The 21,912-nt window shown below is 73.4% G+C and carries 21 protein-coding genes; 12 read left to right on the forward strand and 9 right to left on the reverse strand.

Going from position 1 to position 21,912, the window contains the following annotated elements:
• Positions 1–44: 44 nt before the first annotated feature.
• Positions 45–1,553 carry an MFS transporter gene (locus BLU82_RS33060; protein ID WP_197682626.1) on the reverse strand — a complete coding sequence of 503 codons (1,509 nt, stop codon included), beginning with the start codon at positions 1,551–1,553 and terminating at the stop codon, positions 45–47.
• Positions 1,554–1,706: 153 nt separating this feature from the next.
• Here BLU82_RS33060 and BLU82_RS33065 point away from each other — a divergent pair, with 153 nt between their 5' ends.
• The gene (locus BLU82_RS33065) at positions 1,707–2,588 is read left to right on the forward strand and encodes a LysR substrate-binding domain-containing protein (RefSeq protein ID WP_092625033.1); all 882 of its coding nucleotides are present in this window, start codon (positions 1,707–1,709) and stop codon (positions 2,586–2,588) included.
• Here BLU82_RS33065 and BLU82_RS33070 read toward each other — a convergent pair whose 3' ends face one another.
• The 5 genes from BLU82_RS33070 to BLU82_RS33090 are packed head-to-tail and all read right to left on the reverse strand — an operon-like array spanning position 2,589 to position 5,689.
• Positions 2,589–2,942, reverse strand: a complete 354-nt coding sequence (locus BLU82_RS33070; protein WP_092625034.1) for an immunity 8 family protein — start codon at positions 2,940–2,942, stop codon at positions 2,589–2,591.
• A gap of 16 nt (positions 2,943–2,958) precedes the next feature.
• On the reverse strand, positions 2,959–3,888 hold the full coding sequence (locus BLU82_RS33075; RefSeq protein ID WP_092625035.1) for an alcohol dehydrogenase catalytic domain-containing protein: 930 nt from the start codon (positions 3,886–3,888) through the stop codon (positions 2,959–2,961).
• On the reverse strand, positions 3,885–4,250 hold the full coding sequence (locus BLU82_RS33080) for a sensory rhodopsin transducer (RefSeq protein WP_092625036.1): 366 nt from the start codon (positions 4,248–4,250) through the stop codon (positions 3,885–3,887). Before BLU82_RS33080 ends, BLU82_RS33075 begins: the two co-directional genes overlap by 4 nt.
• A gap of 10 nt (positions 4,251–4,260) precedes the next feature.
• A complete protein-coding gene (locus tag BLU82_RS33085) occupies positions 4,261–5,034 on the reverse strand; it encodes an SDR family NAD(P)-dependent oxidoreductase (protein WP_092625037.1) in 774 nt (257 codons plus the stop codon).
• Entirely contained in the window at positions 5,024–5,689 is a 666-nt protein-coding gene (locus BLU82_RS33090) for a GntR family transcriptional regulator (RefSeq protein ID WP_092625038.1), read from the reverse strand. The genes BLU82_RS33085 and BLU82_RS33090 overlap by 11 nt, the downstream gene beginning before the upstream one ends.
• Before the next feature lie 138 nt (positions 5,690–5,827).
• Here BLU82_RS33090 and BLU82_RS33095 point away from each other — a divergent pair, with 138 nt between their 5' ends.
• The 6 genes from BLU82_RS33095 to BLU82_RS33120 are packed head-to-tail and all read left to right on the forward strand — an operon-like array spanning position 5,828 to position 14,323.
• Positions 5,828–7,177, forward strand: a complete 1,350-nt coding sequence (locus BLU82_RS33095) for an ABC transporter substrate-binding protein (RefSeq protein WP_157741414.1) — start codon at positions 5,828–5,830, stop codon at positions 7,175–7,177.
• The gene (locus BLU82_RS33100) at positions 7,174–8,145 is read left to right on the forward strand and encodes a carbohydrate ABC transporter permease (RefSeq protein ID WP_092625040.1); all 972 of its coding nucleotides are present in this window, start codon (positions 7,174–7,176) and stop codon (positions 8,143–8,145) included. Before BLU82_RS33095 ends, BLU82_RS33100 begins: the two co-directional genes overlap by 4 nt.
• Positions 8,145–8,981 (forward strand): carbohydrate ABC transporter permease, encoded by an 837-nt coding sequence (locus BLU82_RS33105; protein WP_092625041.1) that lies wholly within the window; start codon positions 8,145–8,147, stop codon positions 8,979–8,981. Before BLU82_RS33100 ends, BLU82_RS33105 begins: the two co-directional genes overlap by 1 nt.
• Before the next feature lie 8 nt (positions 8,982–8,989).
• The gene (locus BLU82_RS33110) at positions 8,990–11,887 is read left to right on the forward strand and encodes a neutral/alkaline non-lysosomal ceramidase N-terminal domain-containing protein (protein ID WP_092625042.1); all 2,898 of its coding nucleotides are present in this window, start codon (positions 8,990–8,992) and stop codon (positions 11,885–11,887) included.
• Positions 11,874–13,022 (forward strand): mandelate racemase/muconate lactonizing enzyme family protein, encoded by a 1,149-nt coding sequence (locus tag BLU82_RS33115; RefSeq protein WP_092625043.1) that lies wholly within the window; start codon positions 11,874–11,876, stop codon positions 13,020–13,022. The genes BLU82_RS33110 and BLU82_RS33115 overlap by 14 nt, the downstream gene beginning before the upstream one ends.
• Positions 13,019–14,323, forward strand: a complete 1,305-nt coding sequence (locus BLU82_RS33120) for a DegT/DnrJ/EryC1/StrS family aminotransferase (RefSeq protein WP_092625044.1) — start codon at positions 13,019–13,021, stop codon at positions 14,321–14,323. The genes BLU82_RS33115 and BLU82_RS33120 overlap by 4 nt, the downstream gene beginning before the upstream one ends.
• Positions 14,324–14,512: 189 nt before the next feature.
• Here the strand turns inward: BLU82_RS33120 and BLU82_RS33125 are convergent, their stop codons facing one another.
• Positions 14,513–14,860, reverse strand: coding sequence for a TfoX/Sxy family protein (locus tag BLU82_RS33125; protein ID WP_092626713.1), 348 nt, complete (start codon positions 14,858–14,860; stop codon positions 14,513–14,515).
• A gap of 165 nt (positions 14,861–15,025) precedes the next feature.
• On the opposite strand from BLU82_RS33125, the gene BLU82_RS33130 reads away from it, so the two are divergent.
• Complete coding sequence (locus BLU82_RS33130) at positions 15,026–16,951, forward strand: hypothetical protein (protein WP_157741415.1); 1,926 nt, start codon at positions 15,026–15,028, stop codon at positions 16,949–16,951.
• Between the two features lie 59 nt (positions 16,952–17,010).
• A complete protein-coding gene (locus BLU82_RS33135) occupies positions 17,011–17,550 on the forward strand; it encodes a dihydrofolate reductase family protein (RefSeq protein ID WP_092625046.1) in 540 nt (179 codons plus the stop codon).
• Here BLU82_RS33135 and BLU82_RS33140 read toward each other — a convergent pair.
• Complete coding sequence (locus BLU82_RS33140) at positions 17,529–18,509, reverse strand: AraC family transcriptional regulator (RefSeq protein WP_092625047.1); 981 nt, start codon at positions 18,507–18,509, stop codon at positions 17,529–17,531. The genes BLU82_RS33135 and BLU82_RS33140 overlap by 22 nt on opposite strands.
• Positions 18,510–18,652: 143 nt before the next feature.
• On the opposite strand from BLU82_RS33140, the gene BLU82_RS33145 reads away from it, so the two are divergent.
• Entirely contained in the window at positions 18,653–19,474 is an 822-nt protein-coding gene (locus BLU82_RS33145; RefSeq protein WP_092625048.1) for an NAD(P)H-binding protein, read from the forward strand.
• Positions 19,475–19,508: 34 nt separating this feature from the next.
• The gene (locus BLU82_RS33150; RefSeq protein ID WP_092625049.1) at positions 19,509–19,994 is read left to right on the forward strand and encodes a DUF1772 domain-containing protein; all 486 of its coding nucleotides are present in this window, start codon (positions 19,509–19,511) and stop codon (positions 19,992–19,994) included.
• Here the strand turns inward: BLU82_RS33150 and BLU82_RS33155 are convergent.
• Positions 19,981–20,949, reverse strand: a complete 969-nt coding sequence (locus BLU82_RS33155) for an NAD(P)-dependent oxidoreductase (protein ID WP_092625050.1) — start codon at positions 20,947–20,949, stop codon at positions 19,981–19,983. The genes BLU82_RS33150 and BLU82_RS33155 overlap by 14 nt on opposite strands.
• 31 nt (positions 20,950–20,980) lie before the next feature.
• Between BLU82_RS33155 and BLU82_RS33160 the strand changes: the two genes are divergently transcribed.
• Positions 20,981–21,910, forward strand: coding sequence for a dihydrodipicolinate synthase family protein (locus tag BLU82_RS33160; protein ID WP_092625051.1), 930 nt, complete (start codon positions 20,981–20,983; stop codon positions 21,908–21,910).
• The last annotated feature ends 2 nt before the right edge of the window (positions 21,911–21,912 follow it).

The raw sequence follows: 21,912 nt of genomic DNA on the forward strand, positions 1-21,912 counted from the left end.
CGGTCGTCGCGGGTGAGCGAGGCCGGCCGCGGCGCTGGCACACGTCAGCGCGGCCGGCCGCTCCGTGTCGACGCCCGGTCGCCGTGCGGATGCGGGCGCACCGCCCGGCCCGGCACCGCGCGCGGCTGGCGCCGTCGCCGTCGCTCGGCCGGGTGCGTGGGCCGCGACCGGCCGCGCAGGCCACGGCTGAGCAGGCCCGGCGTCAGCGACACCGCCGCCGGCGGCACCGCGTCGCGCGGGACGACGTAGAGCACGCCGCGCCCCGGCCGGTCGCGCAGGATGAGCCGCGTGGTCAGCCGGCTCTTGCGGGCCAGCACCGCGCCGACGATGACGGCGCCCAGCAGCGGCCCGGCGCCGCACGCGATCATGGCGGCGTGCGCGCCGTACTCGTGCGCGATCCAGCCGATCAGCGTGCCGGACCCGGCCTGCGCGCCGAACAGCACGAGGATGTAGAGGGCCATGACCCGCCCGCGCATCGTCCCCGCGACCGCTGTCTGCACCAACGTGTTGCCGCCGGTCAGGTACAGCAGCGACGCCGCGCCGACGCCGATCAGCACCAGGCAGAACAGCGGCAGCCACGCGATCGTCCCGGCCAGCACCTGCAGCAGGCCGAGCACACCCGCCGAGTAGACGAGCGTGCGCAGCCGCAGGCTCCGCCGCCGGGTCGAGGCGAGCGCGCCCGCCACCGCGCCGGCCGCGAGGCACGAGTTCAGCAGGCCGTAGCCGGCCGAGCCGATGTCGAACACGTCGTCGGCGTAGGCGGCGAGGACGGTGGCGAGGTTGATGCCGGTGAGCGCGACGAAGCCGACCATGACGACCGACCACAGGATCACCGGCTTGTCGCCGACGTAGCGCAGTCCCTCGCGCAGCTGCCCGCGGCTGCGGCTGATCGCCGGCGCCGCGGACAGCTCCGACGCGCGCATCGCGACCAGCAGCGCGACGGCGGTGATACCGGCCATCGAGTTGACGACGAACGACCAGCCCTGGCCGACCAGCGCGATGCCGAGCGCGGCCAGCGCCGGGCCGACCAGCGCGCCGAGCTGGAACACTGTCGAGTTGATGCTGATGGCGTTGCGCAGGTGCTGGTGCCCGGCGACCTCCGGGACGAACGCCTGCCGGGCCGGGTTGTCGACGACCGTGGCAACACCGAGGAAGGCCGCGCTGGCCAGGATGTGCCACGGCTCGATCGCACCGGTCAGCGTCAGCGTGCCGAGCACGAGCGCCGACAGCGCGAACAGCGACTGCGTGATCATCAGCAGCTTGCGCTTGTCGAACCGGTCGGCGACGACGCCGCCGAACAGGCCGAACACGAGCATCGGCGCCAGCTGCAGGGTGACGGTGAGCCCGACCCACGTGACGTTGCCGGTCAGGCTGAGCATGAGCCAGTCCTGCGCGACGCGCTGCATCCAGCCGCACGTGTTGGTCAGGACCTGGGAGATGACGTAGAGGCGGTAGTTGCGGACCCGCAGCGAGGCGAAGGTGTCGCGCCAGTGCGGCCGCGTATCTGAGGTGGCTGGTGAGGACGGGTGCAGGACGGCGGGCGCCGGTCTCACGGTGATGTTCCTTGTGATGGTGCGGATGGTTGACGTGCGGTGGTCCCGCCACAGTGGCAGGACCGTGTTCAACGTTAGGTGCTGATCCCTGATTCTTCGAACGAATAAGGGCTATAAATGTCATCAGCAATCGCAATGACTGTGAGGTGGCCCATGTTCGACCCGGTACATCTGCGGACATTCCTGGCCGTGGCGTCGACGCTGAACTTCACCCAGGCGGCCCAGCAGCTGGGCATCAGCCAGCCGAGCGTCAGTCAGCACGTGCGCCGGCTGGAGGAGGCGGCCGGGCGGCAGCTGCTGCTGCGCGACACCCGGGTCGTCACGCTCACCGACAACGGCGAGGCGATGGCCGGCTTCGCCCGCTCGATCCTCGCCGCCCACGACGAGGCCGCCAGTTACTTCACCGGGACGGCGATGCGCGGCCGGCTCCGCTTCGGCGCGGCCGACGACCTCGCGCTGGCCCAGCTGCCCGTCGTGCTGCGGGCGTTCCGGCAGTTGCACCCGCGGATCAACCTGGAGCTGACGGTCACCCAGACCCGCACGCTGATGCGCCGGCTGGAGGCCAACCAGCTCGACCTCGTCTTCATCAAGGAGTTCCCCGGCGAGACCGTCGGCCGGGTGGTCCGCCGCGACCGGCTGGTCTGGATCGGGCTGCCCGGCACCCAGGTCCGCGCGGACGAGCCGATCCCGCTGATCACCTACACCGCGCCGTCGGTCAGCCGGGTGACGGCGCTGCGGGTGCTCGCGGAGTCGGGGCGCAGCTGGAAGATCACCTGCAAGACGCTGGAGGTGAACGGCGTCCTGGCCGCGGCCCGCGCCGGCATCGGCGTCGCGGTGTTCCCGAGCAGCCTCGTCCCCGCCGACCTCCAGGCGCTGCCGGCGTCGGTCGGCCTGCCCGAGCTGGGCGACATCGACTTCACCCTGCTGTCCAACCCGCGCTCCCCGGTCGAGCCCGTCGAGGCCCTGACCTCGGCCATCCTCGGCCAGCCGTTCGCCGCCCGCCCGGCCGCACCGCCCGCCCCGGCGCCTGGCTGATCAGGGGCGATAGTCCTCGAACTCCCAGGAGCCGAGGTGCGCGATCCGCTCGCCCAGCTCGTTCCAGGTGGGCGCGGTGAGGTTCTCGATCCGGTCCCGGAGGAACTCGACCGCGGCGGGAAGGTCGAGCGGGTCGACGATCAGGTGGTGCCGGCCGAGCCGCGGGCCCTGCACGCGGACGACCCGGCGCAGCCAGAGCGGCGTGCAGACCAGGACGTCGAACGACTCCTCGCCCGGGCCGCCGGCCGGTCCGACGATCAGCCGCACCCAGACGCCGTCGTCGGCGGGATCGGCGGGGACGTAGGTCGCGAGATCGACGTCGGCACTGTGCGCCGAGCGGAGCACGGCTCTCATCGGGCGAGCATAGGCGTCACCAGGTGATGGCGGCCTTGACGAAGCCGGGCTCCTTGCCGACGAGGGCGGCGAAGGCGGCGTCGACGTCGTCGAGGGCGAAGCGGTGGGTGATCAGGGCGCCGACGTCGATGCGGCCGGACGCGACGAGGTCGATGCCGCGCCGGACGCTGTCGCGCAGGCGGTCGCGGTCGCGGACGTGGGCGTTGACGACGTCGATGGCCTTCCAGTTCCAGGCGTGCAGGTCGACGGTGCGGGGGCCCTGGTGGTAGCCCATGATCGACAGCACGCCGTGCGGGCGCACGAGCCGCGTCGCGAGGTCCAGGCCCGCCGCCGTGCCGGAGCCCTCGACCACCACGTCGAAGGCGTCGTCGGAGGACGGGCCAGCGGCCTCGCCCGGCGCCCACGCCGCGTCGGCGCCGTGGACCAGCGCCTGTTCACGCGCGTCCGGCCGCGGGTCGATCGCCACCACCTGACGCGTCCCCGCGTGCCGCAGCAACTGCAGCAGCACCAGCCCCATGAACCCGGTCCCGACGACGGCGACGCGGTCGCCGGTGTCCAGCCGGGTCCGGCGTAGCGCCTCGACGACACAGCCGAGCGGCTCGCCGAGCGCCTCGCCGGGCTCCACCCCGGGCGGCACGACGACGAGGTCGCGGACGTCGGCGACGGCGTGGTCGGCGAACGCGGCGTCGACCCGGCCGGTCACGACGTCGCCCACGCGCACCGCCGACACCTCCGGGCCGACGGCGACGATCTCGCCCACCGCCTCGTGCCCGAGCGCGAGCGAGCCCGGGGCATCAGGCCCCGCCGTCCACTCCGCCACCTCGCTGGCGCACACCCCGCTGACCAGCACCCGCAGCAGCACCTCGCCGTACCCCGGCGCGGCCAGCTCGACGGACCGGACCGCCGACGTCCGCGGCCCGGTCAGCTCGCTCCGTCGCGTCCTCATCGGGCCGAGTACGCGATCGTCGACATCAGCGCGTTCGCCGCCTGCCGGGAGTCCAGCCGGGTGTGCTGCACCACGACCGGCACGTCGCTCTCCAGCACGACGCTGTAGTCGACGCCCGACGGCACACCCAGGGCGCCCAGCTGCTGGTGGAACGCGCGCCGCGCGGGAACGGGCAGGACGTGCGGCCCGTCCGGCTCGCGGTCGGCGAAGTACACCCAGAGCTCGACGGTCGCGTCCGCCGGCCCGGTGTTGAGGATGCAGACGCTCTCGTGGCTGGCCAGCGCGGGATCGTCCCCGCTGCTGCCCGGCGGGATGTACCCGTCGGCGACCACCCACACCGTCGAACCGATCGACGACACCACGGAGTCCTCCCTAGAAGTCGTTGGCGCTCTTCGCCATCAGGCCGCCGTCGCAGACCAGGTGCGACCCGGTGACGTACGACGACTCGCCGGACAGCAGCCACAGCACCGCCGCGGCCACCTCGTCGGGCCGGCCCAGCCGCCCGAGCGGCACCTGGGTGGCGGCCGCCGCGCGGATGCCGTCGAGGTCGGCGCCGCCGGTCGTCAGCATCGCGGTGTCGGTGGCCCCGGGCACGACGGCGTTGACGCGGATGCCGTGCGGCGCGTAGTCGAGCGCCGCCGACCGGACGAACGCCGACACCCCGCCCTTCGACGCGGCGTAGGCGCTGTTCCCGCCGCCCGCGTGGCCGACGAACGCGGCCGGCGACGACGTGCAGACGACGGAGCCGCCGCGGCCGGCCTCGACCAACCGGCGCAGCGCCTCGCGGCAGGTCAGGAACACGCCGACGAGGTTGACGGCGACGACGCGCTCCCACTCGCCGGCCGGGAAGGCGTGCAGCGGCGCGTTCACCTCGATGCCCGCGTTCGCGAACACCGCACCTGGAACGCCGACGGCGGACGCCACCGTGGCGAACGCCGAAGCCACCGACGCCTCCGACGACACGTCGCACGTCACCGCCACCGCACCGGAAGCGCCACCGGCCAGCGCCTCGTCGATGACGGCGGCCGCCGCCGCGCCGTCGACGTCCAGCGCCGCCACGCGCGCACCCCGTGCGGCCGCCGCCAGCAGCACCGCCCGCCCGATGCCGGACCCGGCCCCGGTGACGGCGACCGTCTCAGCCCACATCGGCGGAGCCCGGCCCGAGGTGGATGTGGATGTGCCGCTCGACGGCGTCGAGCACGGCGTCGCGGTCGCCGGAGCGCAGGACGTCGAGCAGTTCCTGATGCTGCCGGGCCACCTCGCCGGGGTCGGCGTGCGCCGGGGCGTCGCGGCGGAAGTACGCGCGCACCCGCGGCTGGATGGTCTTCCACATCTGCAGGCAGTGCCGCTGCTCGGAGCGGGTGATGACCAGCTCGTGGAAGCGGATGTCGAGGTCGGCCAGCTGCTCGGCCTCGCCGGAGGAGGCGGCGACCAGCATGTCGTCGACCATGCCCTGCAACGCGTCGAGGTCGGCCGCGCCCAGCTTGTCCAGCGCCTTGCCGAACGCGAACCGCTCCAGCGTGATGCGGATCGGCACCAGCACCTGCTCGACCTCGTCCTGCGAGACGCCGAGCACCTCGCTGCCGCGGTACGGATAGGACGCGATCAGCCCCTCCTGCTCGAGTTGGCGCAGCGCCTCGCGGACCGGCGCGCGGCTGGTGCCCAGTTCGGCGGCGAGGTCGAGCTCGACCAGCCGGTCGCCCGGCTTGAGCCGGCCGCTGGTGATCGCCTCGCGCAGGATCTCGGCGACGTGCTCTCGCCGCGACAGGCTCGGGACCCGTCGCAAGCCCAGCCCACTCATCGGTGACCTCCAACATCTCGGGACCGCATGGCCACGATCGTAGTGCATATGAGCGACTGTCGACAATCGGCCGTCGACCCTGCTACGGTCTCGCCCTACGAAATCCACCGGTCATCCCGACGAACCGAGGAGCCGACCATGAACCTGCGTCACCGTGGCGCCGCGCTGGTCGCGGCGGGCGCCGTCGTCACCGCCGTTCTCGCTGCCTGCAGCAGCGAACGGACCGGCCAGGACGAGACCGCGGCCGACGACGCCGCGGTCGCCGCCGCCGAGGAGGCCGCGCTCGCGGCCGCCGGCGGCGAGGAGCTCGGCGGCAGCGTGACGATGCTCGGCGTGCTGGGCGGCGAGGAGCTCGACGCGTTCCTCGGCGTCGTCGCGCCGTTCGAGGACGCCACCGGCATCGAGGTGCGCTACGAGGGCACCCGCGACTTCGCCGCCGTCCTGCAGACCCGCGTCGACGGCGGCAACCCGCCCGACGTCGTCGCCACGCCGGCCATCGGCGAGATGGCGGCGCTGGCCGAGCAGGGCGCGCTCGTCGACCTCCGGACGGTGGTCGACGACGCTGTGCTCACCGCGAACTACCCGGCCAGCATGCTCGAGACCGGCACCGCCGGCGGCGAGCTGTTCGGCCTGTACAACACCGTCAACCTGGGCGGGCTGATCTGGTACGACCCGCAGCGCTACGACGGGCCGACCGACCCGGCCAGCTGGGACGAGTTGCAGGCCTGGGCCGCGGAGAAGGCGGCCGCGGGCGAGACGCCGTGGTGCGTCGGCCTGGAGAGCGGCGCCGCCAGCGGCTGGCCGGCCGCCGACTTCATCGACGAGATCCTGCTCCGCCAGGCCGGTCCGGAGTTCCACCGGGCCTGGCGCGACGGGGCCGAGCCGTGGACGTCGCCGCAGGTCAAGGAGGCCTACCAGACGTACGGGGAGATGATCGCCGACGGCATGGTCTACGGCGGGACGACGACCGTGCTGAGCACCGACTTCTCCCAGGCCGCCAACCCGATGTTCGCGCCGGAGCCGGGCTGCTACCTGCTCCAGCAGGCGACGTTCATGGGCGGCATCATCGCCGACGCGTTCCCCGACCTCGAGCCGGGCGAGGACCTCGACTTCTTCGCCGCCCCCGACTTCAGCCCGGACTACCCGGGCATCCGGTCCTTCTCCGGTGAGATCCTTGGTCAGATCACCGACTCGCCGCAGGCCGCCGCGCTGACCCGCTACCTCGCCTCCACCGAGGCCGGGACGCTGATCGCGGCGACCGGGCGCTGGCTCTCGCCGAACGTGACGGTCGCCGCCGACGCCTACGAAGACCCGTTCCTGCGCCGCGCCCAGCATGTCCTGACCGAGGCCGAGGCGACGTACCCGCTCGGCAACTCGCAGATGCCGCAGTCGGAGGTGGACGCGTTCTGGCAGTCCGGGCTGGCGTTCGCGCAGAACCCGGCCGACCTGGACGCGATCCTGCAGGGCATCGAGGACGCCCGGGGATGATCGCCGATCGCATCGTCCTCACGCTGGCGGCGACGGCCGTGATCCTCGTCGGCGGCTGGGCCTACCTGCGCCTCGGCGACCGCGCGCTGGCGGCGCTGCCGCGCGGCGCGTACCGGCGGCTGGCGCCGTGGCTGTTCGCCGGGCCGGCGGTCGCGATGGTGCTGCTGGCGCTGGCGTTCCCCGCCGTCGTCACCGTCGGGTGGAGCTTCGTCGACGACGGCGGCGGGTTCGCCGGCTTCGCGAACTACGCGCAGACGCTGTCCGACGAGGTCACCCGCGTCGCGCTGCGCAACACCGTCCTCTGGGTGGTGCTGCTGCCGACGCTCGCCGTGCTGGTCGGCCTGGCCATCGCGGTGCTGGCCGAGCGGGTCCGGTACGGCGCGCTGGTCAAGGCCGCGCTGTTCCTGCCGATCGCGATCTCGGCCGTCGCGGCCGGAGTGATCTGGAGCTTCATGTACGACTACCAGCCGCCCGGCGCCGCGCAGACCGCGACGCTGAACGCCGTCGTCACGGCGCTCGGCGGTGAGCCGGTCGCGTGGATCGTCGACACGGCGACCAACAACTACGCGCTGATCGGGGCGACGCTGTGGACGCAGGCCGGGTTCGCGATGGTGATCTTCGGGGCGGCACTGCGCGCGGTGCCGGACGAGCTGCTGGAGGCGGCCCGGCTGGACGGCGCGTCGGAGTGGAAGGCGTTCCGGCACGTGACGCTGCCGTTCCTGGCGCCGACGGTGGTGGTCGTGGCCACGACGATGACGGTGACCGCGCTGAAGGCGTTCGACATCGTCTACGTGATGACCAACGGGAACTACGGCACCGACGTGCTGTCGACGGTCATGTACCGGGCGCTGTTCACGGCGAAGGACAACGGGCTGGCCGGGGCGGTCGCGACGATCCTCATGCTCACGGTCGTGCCGATCATGGTCCTCAACGTGCGCCAGTTCCGGCGCGAGACGGGGGCCGCCTGATGGCGGCGCTGCGGCGGATCCCGCTGCACGTGGTCGTCATCGCGGTGGCGGTGATCTGGACGGTCCCGCTGCTCGGCCTGGTGGTCAGCGCGTTCCGGCCGTCCTGGGCGGTGCTGTCGTCGGGGTGGTGGGAGTCGTTCGCGCTGCCCGGCGACTACACGCTGGAGAACTACCAGCGGGTGCTGGACCGCGACGGCATGGCGCTGAGCCTGTTCAACAGCCTCGCGGTGGTGGTGCCGGCGACGGTGCTGACGCTGGCGATCGGCGCGGCCGCGGCGTACGCGCTGGCCGGGATGCGGTTCCGGCTGCGCAGCGCGGTGCTGCTGACGATCGTCGCGCTGATCATCGTGCCGATCCAGATCACGCTGGTGCCGCTGCTGAAGGTGTTCAACACGCTCGACCTCACCGGCAGCTTCCTCGGCATCTGGCTGGTGCACCTGGGCTTCGGGCTGCCGTTCGCGGTGTACCTGCTGCACAACTTCTTCGCCGCGATCCCGCGCGAGCTGTTCGAGGCGGCCGAGATGGACGGCGCCGGCCGCGGCCAGATCTTCTTCTCCATCGTGCTGCCGGTGGCCCGGCCGGCCCTGGCCGCGCTGGCCATCTTCGACTTCGTGTGGACGTGGAACGACCTGCTGGTCGCGCTGATCTTTCTCGGCGGCTTCCGCGACGTCGCACCGATGACCGTCGCGGTGTCGCAGCTGGTCGCCTCGCGCGGCGACGGCTGGGAGATCCTCACGTCCGCCGCCGTGCTCTCCGTGCTGGTGCCGATGGGCGTGTTCGTCGCGCTGCAACGGCACTTCGTCCGCGGCCTGCTGGCCGGTGTCTCGAAAGGATGACCTGACCCATGACGTTGCGGATCGGCTTCGGCCGGACGGACCTCACCCCGCCGCTGGGCGTCGAGCTGGCCGGCTTCGGCCCGTTCCTGCGCCGCCGAGCCACGTCGGTGCACGCGCCGCTGTACGCGCGCGCCGTCGCGGTGACCGGCCCTGGAGCCGGCTCAGGCGGCGGCCGCTGGGTGCTGGTGAGCTGCGACCTGCTGGGCGTCTCGGCCGCCGTCGTCGACGAGGTCGTCGCGCGGGTGGCGGACGCGACCGGCTGGCGGCCGGACGAGATCGTCGTCCATGCCACCCACAACCACTCCGGCCCCGGCACCGTCGAGAACGTCGGCTGGGGCGCGCCGGACGAGCTGTACGTCGCGCGGCTGCCCGAGCGGATCGCGGCGGCCTGCGTCGACGCGGTCCGTGGGCTGGCGCCGGCGACGGTGCGGCACGCCGTCGTCCCGCTGGACGGGTTCGCGCACAACCGGATGCTGCCGCGGCGCGGGCTGACGAACGCGCGGGCGCTGGACGGCAGCTGGACCGAGCCGGACCCGTCGCTGCTCGACGAGGGCGTGCACGTGCTGCGGGTCGATCACGACGGCGCGCTGGCCGGCTTCGTCGCGTCGTACTCGTGCCATCCGGTGATCTGCTGCGAGTCGACGTCGGCCGTGCACGGCGACTACCCGGGCGAGGCGCTGCGGCTGGTCGAGGCGGCGCACCCCGGGGCGACCGGCGTGTTCCTGCAGGGCGCGCTCGGCGACCTCAACCCGCTGTACGCGCACGGCCCGGAGGACGAGTCGATGGTCGCGCTGGAGCTGTTCGCCGGCCGGTTCGCCGACGCCGTGCTCTCCGGGCTGGGGTCGGCCGCGCCGCTCGAGGACGACGCCGTCGCCGTCGTCAAGGCGGAGATCCCGTACGAGCTGGCCCCCTACGACCTCGACGAGCTGCGCAAACGCCGCGACGAGGGCGACGACGTCACGTACCTGTCGCTGCGGCGGACCGTCGCCGCGCTGGAGGACGGCCGCGACGTGCGCCGTCCGCTCTGGGTGCACGCGCTGCGGCTGGGCCCGCTCACGCTGCTCGGCTACAACGTCGAGGTCTTCCACGGCATCAAGCGGCGGCTACGCGACGCGCTGGGCGAGCACTGCCTGGTGCTGTCGACGACGAACGGCTGGCTCGGCTACGCCCCGACGCACGACGCGTACGAGCCGCCGGCCGACCCGTACCCCGCGTACGAGGTGCCGATCATCGCCTGTCACCTGCCGTTCCGGCCGGACATCGAGGACGACCTCGTGGCGGCCGGGGTGCGGGCGGCCGGGCGGCTCGGCGCCGACCCGCAGTGGTGGCGTGGCGCCGTCGTCTACGAGTGCCACCTGCCCAGCTTCCGCGACGGGTCCGGCGACGGCATCGGCGACCTGGATGGGCTGATCGAGGGCCTCGACTACCTGCGCGACCTCGGCGTCGACGCCGTCTGGACCGGGCCGTTCTACCGGTCGCCGCTGCTCGACCAGGGCTTCGACGTGGCCGACTACCTCGATGTCGAGCCGGTGTTCGGGACACTGGCGACGTTCGACCGGTTGATCGAGGCCGCCCACGAGCGGGGCATCCGCGTCATCGTCGACTACATCCCGAACCACACGTCCGACCAGCACCCGTGGTTCGTCGCGTCGCGCTCGTCGCGGGACGACCCGAAGCGCGACTGGTACGTGTGGCGCGACCGGCCGAACAACTGGACCAGCGAGGCCGGCGGGTCGGTGTGGGAGTACGACGCGCCGACCGGGCAGTACTACCTGCACTCGCACCTCGTCGAGCAGCCGGACCTGAACTGGCGCAACCCCGAGGTCCGCAAGGCGCTGCTGGACGTGCTGCGGTTCTGGCTGGACCGGGGCGCCGACGGCGTGCGGATCGACGTCGCGCACATGCTCATGAAGGACCCCGAGTTCCGCGACAACCCGCCGGCGCCCGGCGGGAACCACAACGAGTTCGACCTGCAGCACCCCGACTTCGGCACGCAGCTGCACGTGCACGACCGCCGGCACCCGGACACGTTCGCCGCGCTGGCCGAGATCCGCGCCGTCGCCGACGAGTACGCGGGCCGCGTCACCATCGCGGAGATCGAGGCGATGCCGTGGGCGGACTGGGCCGAGTACTACGCCGCGGGCATGCACCTGCCGTTCCCGTTCCGGTTGCTGGAGACGCACTGGCGGGCCGACCTGCTGCGCTCCGAGCTGGAGGGACTGTACGCGGCCATGCCGGACGGCGCCTGGCCGATCGTCGCGCTGGGCAACCACGACCGCGTCCGGCTGGCCACCCGGCTGGGCCCGGCGCAGGCGCGGGTAGCCGCCGTCCTGCTGCTGACGCTGGCCGCGACGCCCTGCCTGCTCTACGCCGACGAGCTGGGCCTGACCGACCAGCCGGTGCCGGTCGAGCGGCAGCGCGACTACTTCGCGCGCACCCACGGCGGCGTCAGCCGGGACCCGTCGCGCACCCCGCTGCCGTGGACCGGCGGCGTCAACGGCGGCTTCTCGTCCGCCGCCGAGCAGGACCTGTGGCTGCCGGTGTCGCACGACGTGGCTCGGCTGAACGTCGAGGCGCAACTGGCCGACCCGGCGTCGATGCTGCGGCTGTACCGGGCGCTGGCCCGGCTGCGGCACGCGTCACCGGCGCTGCGGCGCGGGTCGATCGCCTTCGCCGGCGGCACCGAGTCCGTGCTCGCCTACACCCGCGTGGCGGGCGGCGACCGGAAGCTCGTCCTGCTCAACCTGACCGACCGGCCGGCGACGACGCCGGTGGCGGTGAGCGGACGGGTGGTGCTGTCGACGGTGCCCGGTACCGAGACGCCGCGGGTCGTCGCGGGGGAGTTCGAGCTGGCCGCCGGTGAGGCGGTCGTCATCGACGTGGAGAGGGACCATGCGGATCACTGACATCAAGGCGGCCGGGCTGCGCGGCGCCACCCCGAAGGGCGGCTGGGCACGTGAGCTGGACCCCGACGACAACGTCCACACGCTGGTCGCCGTGCACACCGACGAGGGGGTCGTCGGCATCGGCAGCGTGTTCTCCAGCGAGGCGCTGGTGCGGGCGGCGCTGGACCAGCTGCGTCCGCTGGCCGTCGGCACCGACCCGCGCGAGCCGGACCGCGTCAGCCAGACCCTGCACGAGCACACGTTCTGGCTCGGCCGCGGCGGCGCCGTCACGCACGCCGTCAGCGGCATCGACATCGCGCTGTGGGACATCCTCGGCCAGGTCGCCGGGCTGCCGGTGAGCACGCTGCTGGGCGGGCGGTACCGCGAGCGGGTCCGGCCGTACGCGTCGGTGCTGATGGACGACCCGCCGGTGCTCAAGGACGACCTCGCCCGGCTGGTGGCGCTCGGCTTCACCGCGTTCAAGATCGGCTGGGGCTCGTTCGGCCGGGCGAGCGACGCCGTCGACGAGGAGATCGTGCGGGCCGCCCGCGAGACCGTCGGGCCGGACGCCCTGCTGGCCGTCGACGCCGGCGGGTCGGACGCGTTCTGGTCGCGCGGGCTGTCCTGGGCGGTGCGGACGACGGACATGCTGGCCGGCTACGACGTCGCCTGGTTCGAGGAGGCGCTGCGCCCGGACGACGTCGACGGGTTCGCCGCGCTGCGGCGGCGCTCGCGCGTCCCGATCTCCGGCGGCGAGGTCCTGACCCGGCGGCAGGACTTCCACCGCTTCCTCACCGCGGGCGCGTTCGACATCGTCCAGCCCGACACCACCAAGGGCGGCGGGCTGTCGGAGTCGCGCCGGGTGGCCTGGCTCGCGGCCGAGTTCGGCGTCGCGTTCATCCCGCACGGCTGGAACACCGCCGTCGGCCTCGCCGCCGACCTGCACCTGGCCGCGGCGCTGCCCGGCACCGAGCTGGTCGAGTACAAGACCGGGTCGGCCTACATCGACGAGCTGGCCGCGGGCGGTTTCGCGCTGGACGCCGACGGCCTGCTGCCGGTGCCGTCGACGCCGGGGCTGGGGCTGCGGCTGGACCCGGACGCGCTGGACCGGTACGCGCCGGGCAACACCCTGCTCACCCCGGAGCCCGGCCGATGACCGCCGTCGCGCTGCCGGCCGTGCTGGGCGGCTCGCCGGTCGTGACGGCCGCGAACGACCCGGTCTGGCCTGAGGTGAGCGGCGTCGAGAGCGCCTTCCTCGCCGAGGTGACCGAAGGTGGGCAGTGGGTCGGCTACGCGAACCATCCGGCGAAGTGGCGGGCGGTGCTCGAGCAGGTGGTCGCCGACACCACCGGCTACCGCTACGGCGTCGGCCAGCCCAACGGCACGCTGGCGATCGCGAGCGGGCTGCGGGCGCAGCTGCTCGCGCGCGGGGCGTCCTGGGCGCGCGGCCGCGACGAGGTGCTGGTCGCCGACCTCACGCACGCGTCGGCGCACCACGGCGTGACGCTCGGGGTGGCGGCCCAGCTCGGCCGGGCGCCGCGGCTGGTGCCGGTCCCCGCCAAGCTGGACGCGACGATGGACGAGGACGTGGTGGCGTCCTACCTCGCTTCCCACGCCGATCGCGTGCTGGCCGTCGTCCCCGCGACGATGTACGGCAACTTCGGCGCGATCGACCGGTTCGCCGCGCTGGGCCGCGAGCACGACGTCGTCGTCCACCACGACAACGCGCTGGGCGGCGCGGCCCGCTACGACGGCGACGGTGCCCCGACGGCGTCGCTGTCCGGCCAGGGCGGCGGCAAGGCGGCGCCGTCCTGCGAGGGCGGGCTGACACTGACCGACGACCCCGAGCTGGCCGCGCTCATGCGGGCCGACACCGACTGCGGCACCGGCCCCGGCCGGCTCGACCCGATCCCGTACGCCGAGGTCGGCCCGATGATGGCCGGCAACCAGCGGATGGGTGAGCAGCCGGCCGCGTTGCTGCTGGTGCAGTGGCTGCGGGCGCTGCACGCCCGGCTGGTGATGCGCGAGAACCGCCGCTTGATCCGGCTGCTGATCGACGACTCCTCGGTGTTCCCGGAGCCGGTGCTGTGGAACCCGCCGCCGGACGCCGAGTACCCGCCGTTCTTCGCGCTGTACCTGTCCTGCACCGACGCGCTGGAGTCGTCGCTCGGGCTGACGCCGAAGGACCTGCGGGTGACGCTGGCCGCCGAGGGCATCTGGGCCGAGGCCGGGTTCACGCCGACCCACCTGGACCCGGCGTGGCGGCAGTGGGCCGACGGCGTGCCGCTGTCGTACGAGCTGTCGGCGCGGGTGGTCGAGCGGGCGGTGTTCGTGCACACCAAGTTCCTGCGCGACCCGCGGTTCCCGGACGTGCTGGCCGAGATCTTCCGCCGGGTCGTCGCGCACCGGGATCGGCTGCGCGGCATCGGGGAGGGGCGTCCGGAACCGGTGTGGTGAGCGGCTACCCGGGCGGCCTCGGCCTTCTCGGCCGTCCGCCGGGTAGCCGCCGGGCGGCCTCGGCCATCCGCCCGGGTAGCCGCCGGGCGGCTTCGGCCGCCTCGGCCGTCCGCCCGCGCCGAGCGAGTCTGTCGGTGCCCGCCCGTAGGGTGGGCACCCTCCCTTGAGGGGCGGGCCATACCTACCTCGCTACCGCGACGGCTTCGGCGGCTTCGGCGGGAGCGAGCCGGCGAGGGCGGCGCCGCGGCCGACCCAGCGGCGCAGGTCGTCGTCCTCGGCCAGGGCGGCGGCGTCGACCACCAGCCAGCCCCTCATCGGCCGCCCGGTCAGGTCGAACGGCTTCGCGCCGGGCTCGCCGAGCGCCGCCTCGTGTTCGTCGGCGGGCAGCCGGACCATGAGGTCGTCGTGGTGGACGCCGCAGGCCAGGTTGCCGTTGACCAGGAACGCGAGGCCGCCGAACATGCGCTTCTCGGTGACGTCGAGGCGCTCGGCGACGAGGTCGCGGATGCGGGCGGCCAGCCCTTCGTCGTAGGCCATGCCCACAGACTGCCACCGGAGCGGCGCGGCGGTCGCAGGGCGCTGATCCTGGAAAGGTCTTCCAGGCGATGCCGCCCAGCATGAGCGGTTTCAGAGGATGACGGACGCATTGACATGAAACGTCGTTCTCTGTTGCATGGCGGGCACCCCGACCGAGGAGGTTCGATGTCGCTCCGAGCTCTCCGCCGACGGCCCGTGGTCGCCGCCGTCGCCCTGATCCTGCCGTTCCTCATCCCCGCCGCGGTGCAACAGGCCGCCGCAGAGAACGTCGCGCCGGAACCCGTCGCGGCGCTGCCCAACCCGTCGTTCGAGGAGCTGGACGGCGACCGCCCGGCCCAGTGGATCCTCGACGAGACCCGCGCCCAGACGCTCGCCGTCGTCGACACCGCCCGGACCGGCGAGCGGGCCGTCGAGATCACCAACCCCAGTGGCCAGGCGATCGCGCTGCGCAGCACGCCGGTGACGACCCGGCCGGGCGCAACCGTCACCGGGTCGGTCTGGTACCGCAGCGTGAGCGGCACCGCCGCCTGGTTCTACCTCGAGTTCTGGAACGCGGCCGGAACCCGCATCACCGAGCGCCACGTCATGCCCGCCCCCGCCGCCGACTGGACCCAGACGACGGTGTCGGCCACGGCGCCGAACGGCACGGTCGCCGCCACCGTGCTGCTGTACGGATCGTCCACGACGACTGGCGTGAGCCTCGCCGACGACGCCGCGCTCGATACCGGCTACGCGCCGCCCGACCCCGACATCGGCACGCAGGTGCAGCTCTTCCACGACCTCGACCGCGTCGCGTCGATGGATCAGGTGGGCCGGGTGGTGCACGAGGCCGAGACGACGGAGCAGCCGCTCATCACTCCGACCGAGCCGTGGGAGTCGGACAACGTCTACGTGTACGGCACCGCCATCGTCGACGACGGCGTCCACAAGCTCTGGTATCACGCGTACAACCGCGAGATCGGCGACTACTTCACCCTCTACGCGACGTCGCCCGACGGCCGCACCTGGACGAAGCCGTCGCTCGGGCTGGTCGAGTACGACGGCTCGACGGACAACAACATCGTCGGCACCATGCACAGCCCGACGGTGATCAAGGACGCGGCCGACCCCGACCCGGACCGCCGCTACAAGATGCTCGCGTTCGAGTACGGCCCCGATCGCGGCTACACCGTCTACTTCTCGCCCGACGGGCTGCGGTGGACGCCGTGCGACTGCAACCCGGTCGACGACGGCGCGGACGTCGCGAACATGTTCCACGACCCGAACACCGGCCTGTACACGGTGACGTGGAAGCAGCCGCACACCGACGGCCGGCGGGCGGTGTTCCTGTCGACCAGCAGCGACTTCGAGACCTGGACCGAGCCGGAGCTGATCTTCGAGGCCGACGAGCGCGACCAGCAGCAGGCCGTCGGCAACGGGCTGGAGAACGCGCAGGTCTACGGCATGCCGGTGGTGCCGTACGAGGGCCGTTACGTGGGCTTCCCGTGGATGTACTCCTACGCCGGGGCGGGCGAGGCGGGCACCGCCGGCGACGGGCCGATCGACGTCCAGCTGGCCTTCAGCGACGACCTGCGCGCCTGGCAGCGCGACGACCGCCGCCCGGTGATCCCGCGCGGGGTGCCCGGATCGTGGGACTACGGCATGGTGTTCACGTCCAGCGGGCTGATCGAGTCCGGCGACGAGCTGCTGCTCTACTACGGCGCGTGGAACGGCTGGCACGGCACCACCGACCGGCAGGCCGCCGTCGGGCTGGCACGGTGGCGCCGCGACGGGTTCGCCTCGCTGGTCAACGGCGGCGACCGGCCCGGCACGGTCACCACGACGCCGTTCGTGGTGACCGGCGACGAACTGCGGCTCAACGCCGCGCTGGACAAGCGCGGCTCGCTGCGGGTGGAGGTCCTGGACGAGAACGGTGTGCCGATCCCCGGGTTCGGCGCCGACCAGGCCCGCCCGATCATCGGCGACCGCGTCGATCACCTGGCCCGCTGGCGGGTCGGGGTGTGGCCCGATCTCGAGGGCCGCACGGTGTCGCTGCGCTTCCACCTCGACGGCGGCGACCTGTACTCGTACCGCCAGCAGGACGCCGGCTGAGCCTGGGGCGCGTCGTGGGCGCGGCCGGCCGCCCACGACGCGCCCGATAGGTTCGGGTCATGAGCAGGGTGTTGTGGCACGTGACGATGTCGGTCGACGGTTTCATCGCCGGGCCGGAGCACGGCATGGACTGGGTGTTCGAGCAGCCGGCGCCGCCGGAGGCCTCGTCCGACGTCGCGCCGCGGGTCGGCGCCATCCTCAGCGGCCGGCACACCTACGACGTCGGGCAACGCGACGTCGGCAAGGGCAGCGGCGAGGCGTTCGAGGGCGCGTGGTCCGGCCCCGAGTTCGTGCTGACGACGCACCCGCCGGCCGAGCCGCTGCCGGCCGGGTCGCCGACGTTCCTGTCCGGCGACATCGGTGCCGCCGTGGCGACGGCGCGGGCCGCGGCCGGCGACGGCGACCTGCTGGTGCTCGGCGCCGACGTCGTGCTCCAGTGCGTCGAGGCCGGGCTGGTCGACGAACTGCTGGTGCACATCGCGCCGCTGCTCCTGGGCGACGGCGTCCGGCTCTACGGCGGGCCGGGCCGCGGCCGCGTCGACCTCGAACTCGTCGAGGCCACCGGGACGGTGCTGCGCTACCGGGTGCTCGGGACCTGACCAGCTGGTAGGCCGCCGCGCTTGGCGGCGCCGGGCGGGAGGCCGACGACGCGCTTGAAGGCGCGGGCGAAGGCGGCCTCGGAGCGGTAGCCGAGCCGCCGCGCCAGCTGCGCCGCCGTGGCCTGCTCGGAGCGCAGCGCGTCGAGCGCGAGGTTCATCCGCCACGTCGTCAGGTACTGCATGACCGGCTCGCCGACCACCTTGGTGAACCGGTCGGCGAACGCCGAGCGCGACATCGCCAGCTCGGCCGCGAGGCCGGCCACCGACCAGTCGCGGTCGGGCTGCTTGTGGATGAGTGAGATGGCCCGGCCGATCTGCTCGTCGTGCAGCGCGCCGAGCCAGCCGGTGCGGGCGGCGGGGTCGGTCTCGAGCCACGCCCGGATGGCCTGGATCACCAGGATGTCGCCGAGCCGGGTGATGACCTCCTCGCCGCCGGGCCGCAGGTGCTGCGCCTCGGCCGACATCAGCCGCAGCGTGCTGTGCATCCACTCCTGCTGCGGTGACCCGCCGACGTCGACGTGGATGGTCTCGGGCAGCGCCTCGACGAGCTTGCGCGCGGCCGGGTGGTCGAACCGGACGGCGCCGCAGATCAGCGTGGTCGGGTCGCCGCCACCGCCGTGGCGGATGAGCTCGTACCGCTCGGTGGCGGTGACGCGTTCGAGGTCCATGACGTTCGGCGCGGGCGCGCCGGGCGCGCCGAGGATCAGGTGCCCGCGCCCGTGCGGGACCAGCGCCAGCTCGCCCGGGAGCAGTGCCCGCGGCGGCCCGTCCTCGGTCTGCAGCCAGGCCGGTCCCGACGTCACGATGTGGAACCAGATGTGGCCCGGCATCGCCGGCATCGTCATGCCCCAGGGGGCGCTCAGTTCGGAACGGCAGTAGAACGCGCCGTTCATGCGCATCTGGTGCAGCGCCTCGCCGATCGGGTCGGTGGGCGCCCAGAGGTCCGGCGTCGTCGTCATGACCCGAGTATCCACCTCATGCTCAGACATCCAGGGCGACTGGACGAACGAGCATGAACGGCGGCTGTGCAGTCATAGATCCACCGGGTTAGCGCTGCTTGACTGGACGACAAGCAAGCACACACCGACTCAGGGAGCACATCATGAACGCCACCACCCTCGTCCTCGGCGGCACCGGCAAGACCGGCCGCCGGGTCGTCGAGCGCCTGACGGCTCGCGGCGCGGACTTCCGCGTCGGGTCGCGGTCGGCGCAGATCCCGTTCGACTGGACCGACCGCTCGACCTGGCCGGCCGCGCTGGCCGGTGTCGGCCGGGTCTACATCGCGTATTACCCCGACATCGCCATCCCCGGCTCCGCCGGCCTGGTCGGGGAGCTGGCCGAGGTCGCCCGCGAGGCCGGCGTCCAGCGGCTGGTGCTGCTGTCCGGGCGTGGCGAGGAGGAGGCCGAGGCCACCGAGAAGGTCGTGCAGGCGTCCGGGCTGGAGTGGACGATCGTCCGCTGCTCCTGGTTCAACCAGAACTTCGACGAGGGCTACCTGCTCGACCCGATCCTCGCCGGCGAGGTCGCGCTGCCGGCCGGCGACGTGCCGGAGCCGTTCGTCGACGCCGACGACATCGCCGACGTCGCCGTGGCGGCGCTGACGGAGGACGGCCACGCCGGCGAGGTGTACGAGCTGACCGGGCCGCGGATGCTGACGTTCGCCGAAGCGGTCGCCGAGATCGCGAAGGCCAGCGGGCGCGAGATCGCCTTCATCCCGCTGGCGCACGAGGACTACCTCGCGGCACTGGCGGACGCGGACCTGCCGCCCGAGGTCGCCTGGCTGGTCGGCTACCTGTTCGGCGAGGTCCTCGACGGCCGCAACGCGCACCTGAGCGACGGGGTCCAGCGGGCCCTGGGCCGCACGCCGAAGGACTTCACCGACTACGCCCGCGACGCCGCCGCCCGCGGCGCGTGGACCGCCTGACCACACCCCACCGAGAAGCAAAGGAGACCCGGCCATGTCGGACCGCATCGAGACCACCGCCACCGTCATCGCGATCACCGGCAGTGCCCTCATGGCCGGGATGTGGTTCTTCTGCTCCGTCGCGCTGATGCCGGCGCTGGCGAACCGCCCCGTTCCCGAAGCGATCGCCGCGATGCGGGAGATCAACGTCGTCATCCTCAACCCGCTGTTCGGGCTGGCCTTCGGCGGGACCGCGCTGGTCTCGCTCGGCCTGACGGTCGCGACGTTCCTCCGGCTGGACCGGCCGGCGTCCGGGCTGCTGCTGGCCGCCGCGCTCGTCATCCTCGTCGGGACCTTCGTCGTGACGATGGCGTTCAACGTCCCGCTCAACGACCAGCTCGCCGCCGTCGACCCGGGCAGCGCCGCCGCGGCCGACGTCTGGGAGCGCTACCTGTCCCGCTGGACCGCCTGGAACCACGTAAGGCTGGTCAGCTCGACGGCGTCGGTGGTGCTGTTCGCGACCTACCTCATCCGGCGCTGAGCTCGACGTCGAGCTCGCCATGGCCCGCCAGCCACTCGACCGCCTCGCGGACCGCCTCCTCCGGCGCGTACCGCGGGGCGTAGCCGAGTGTGCGGCGGGCCTTGTCGATGGACGCGAACTGGCTGCGCGACAGGTGGTCCCAGCTCTGCTCCGCGTACTCGGGCGTCGTGCCGGCGCGGAACTCGTCCCAGCCGACGAACTCCAGCGCCGGCTCGCGGCCGAACCACGACGCCGCGTAGCCGGCGAACCCGCGGACGGTCAGCGCCGACGGCGCCGTGACGTGGAACGCCTGGCCGGCCGCGGCGTCGCGTCGCTCGATCGCCAGCTGGAAGCCCTGCGCGACGTCGTCGGCGTGGACGTGGTGCAGCAGCTCGGCCCCGATGCCGGGGACGGCCAGCGGCGCGCCGGACGCGAGCGCCGTCCACACCGCCGGGTCGAGGTTGCCCAGCGGGTTGATCGGGTGCCAGCCCGGCCCGCTGATGTGGCCCGGGTGCAGCGACGTCGTCACCAGCCCGCCGCGTGCGGTCTCGTCCAGCAGCAGCCGCGCGATGGCCGCCTTCTGCACGCCGTACTCCCCGAACGGGACGGTCTCGCTGTCCTCGTGCAGCGGGATCGACCGGCTCGGCCCGTGCATCCAGATCGACCCGCAGTGCACGAGGTGCGCCACCCGCCCGCGCAGCCCGTCGACCAGCTGGCGGGCCGACTCCTCGGTGAAGCACACCATGTCGACGACGACCTCCGGCGCGAGGTCCGCGACCCGGCCGGCGAACGTCCCGGCGCGGTCCTCGGCCTCGCGGTCGACCGTCAGCTGCTCGACCTGCGCCCACGCCGGATGCTCGGCGTACGGCTGCCGCGTGCCGCGGCTGAGGTTGACGACCTGGTGCCCGGCGGCGACCAGCCGCGGGATCAGGTATGTGCCGACATGACCGGTCCCGCCGACGACGACGATGCGCATGCGCCCATCATGGCCGTCTAGGGTCGTCGTCATGAAGGCGCTGCGGGCGGTCGATGTCAGGGGTGTGTGGGGGACGGTGCTGCTGCCGCTCGGCGGCCGCGGCGCCGTCGACTGGGCCCGGCTGGCCGCGCAGGTCGACACGCTGGTCGCCAGCGGCGTCGACGGCGTCTACGCGCACGGCACGGCGGGCGAGTTCCACGCCATCGACGAGGCCGAGTTCGACCACGTCAACGAGGTGGTGGCGACGCGGTGCGAAGCGGCCGGGCTGCCGTTCCAGCTGGGCGGCTCGCACCCGGCGACGCCCGTCATGCTGGACCGGGTGCGCCGGGCGGCCGCGCTGGAGCCGGGCGCCGTCCAGGTGATCCTGCCCGACTGGGTGCCGCTGAACGACGACGAGGTGGTGCGCTTCCTGGCCGGCGCGGCCGAGGCGGCGGGGCCCGTGCCGCTGGTGCTCTACAACCCGCCGCACGCGAAGACGCCGGTCGGGCCGGAGCTGCTGGCCCGCGCGGCCGCCGCGACGCCGTCGCTCATCGGTGTCAAGATGGCCGGCGGCGACGACGGCTGGTACGCCGCCATGACGCCCCTGGCAGCCGATCTCTCCGTCTTCGTGCCCGGCCACCTGCTGGCGACGGGCCTCGCCCACGGCGCGCACGGCAGCTACTCCAACGTCGCCGCGATGTCGCCGCGCGGCGCCGTCGCCTGGTACCGCATGATGACGACGGACCCGCGGGGCGCGCTGGACGTCGAGGCGCGCATCGCCGAGTTCTTCCGCCGCCACATCGCGCCGCTGCAGGCCGCCGGGCTGTCCAATCCGGCGCTCGACAAGTTCCTCGCCACCGTCGGCGGCTGGGCCGACATCGGCACGACGCTGCGCTGGCCCGCGTCGTCGGCGCCGGACGACGCCGTCGGGCCGGCCCGTGCCGACGCGAACCGGCTGCTCCCGGAGCTGTTCCCGGCCTGATC

The organism is Jiangella sp. DSM 45060 (assembly GCF_900105175.1).
Classification (GTDB): Bacteria; Actinomycetota; Actinomycetes; order Jiangellales; family Jiangellaceae; genus Jiangella.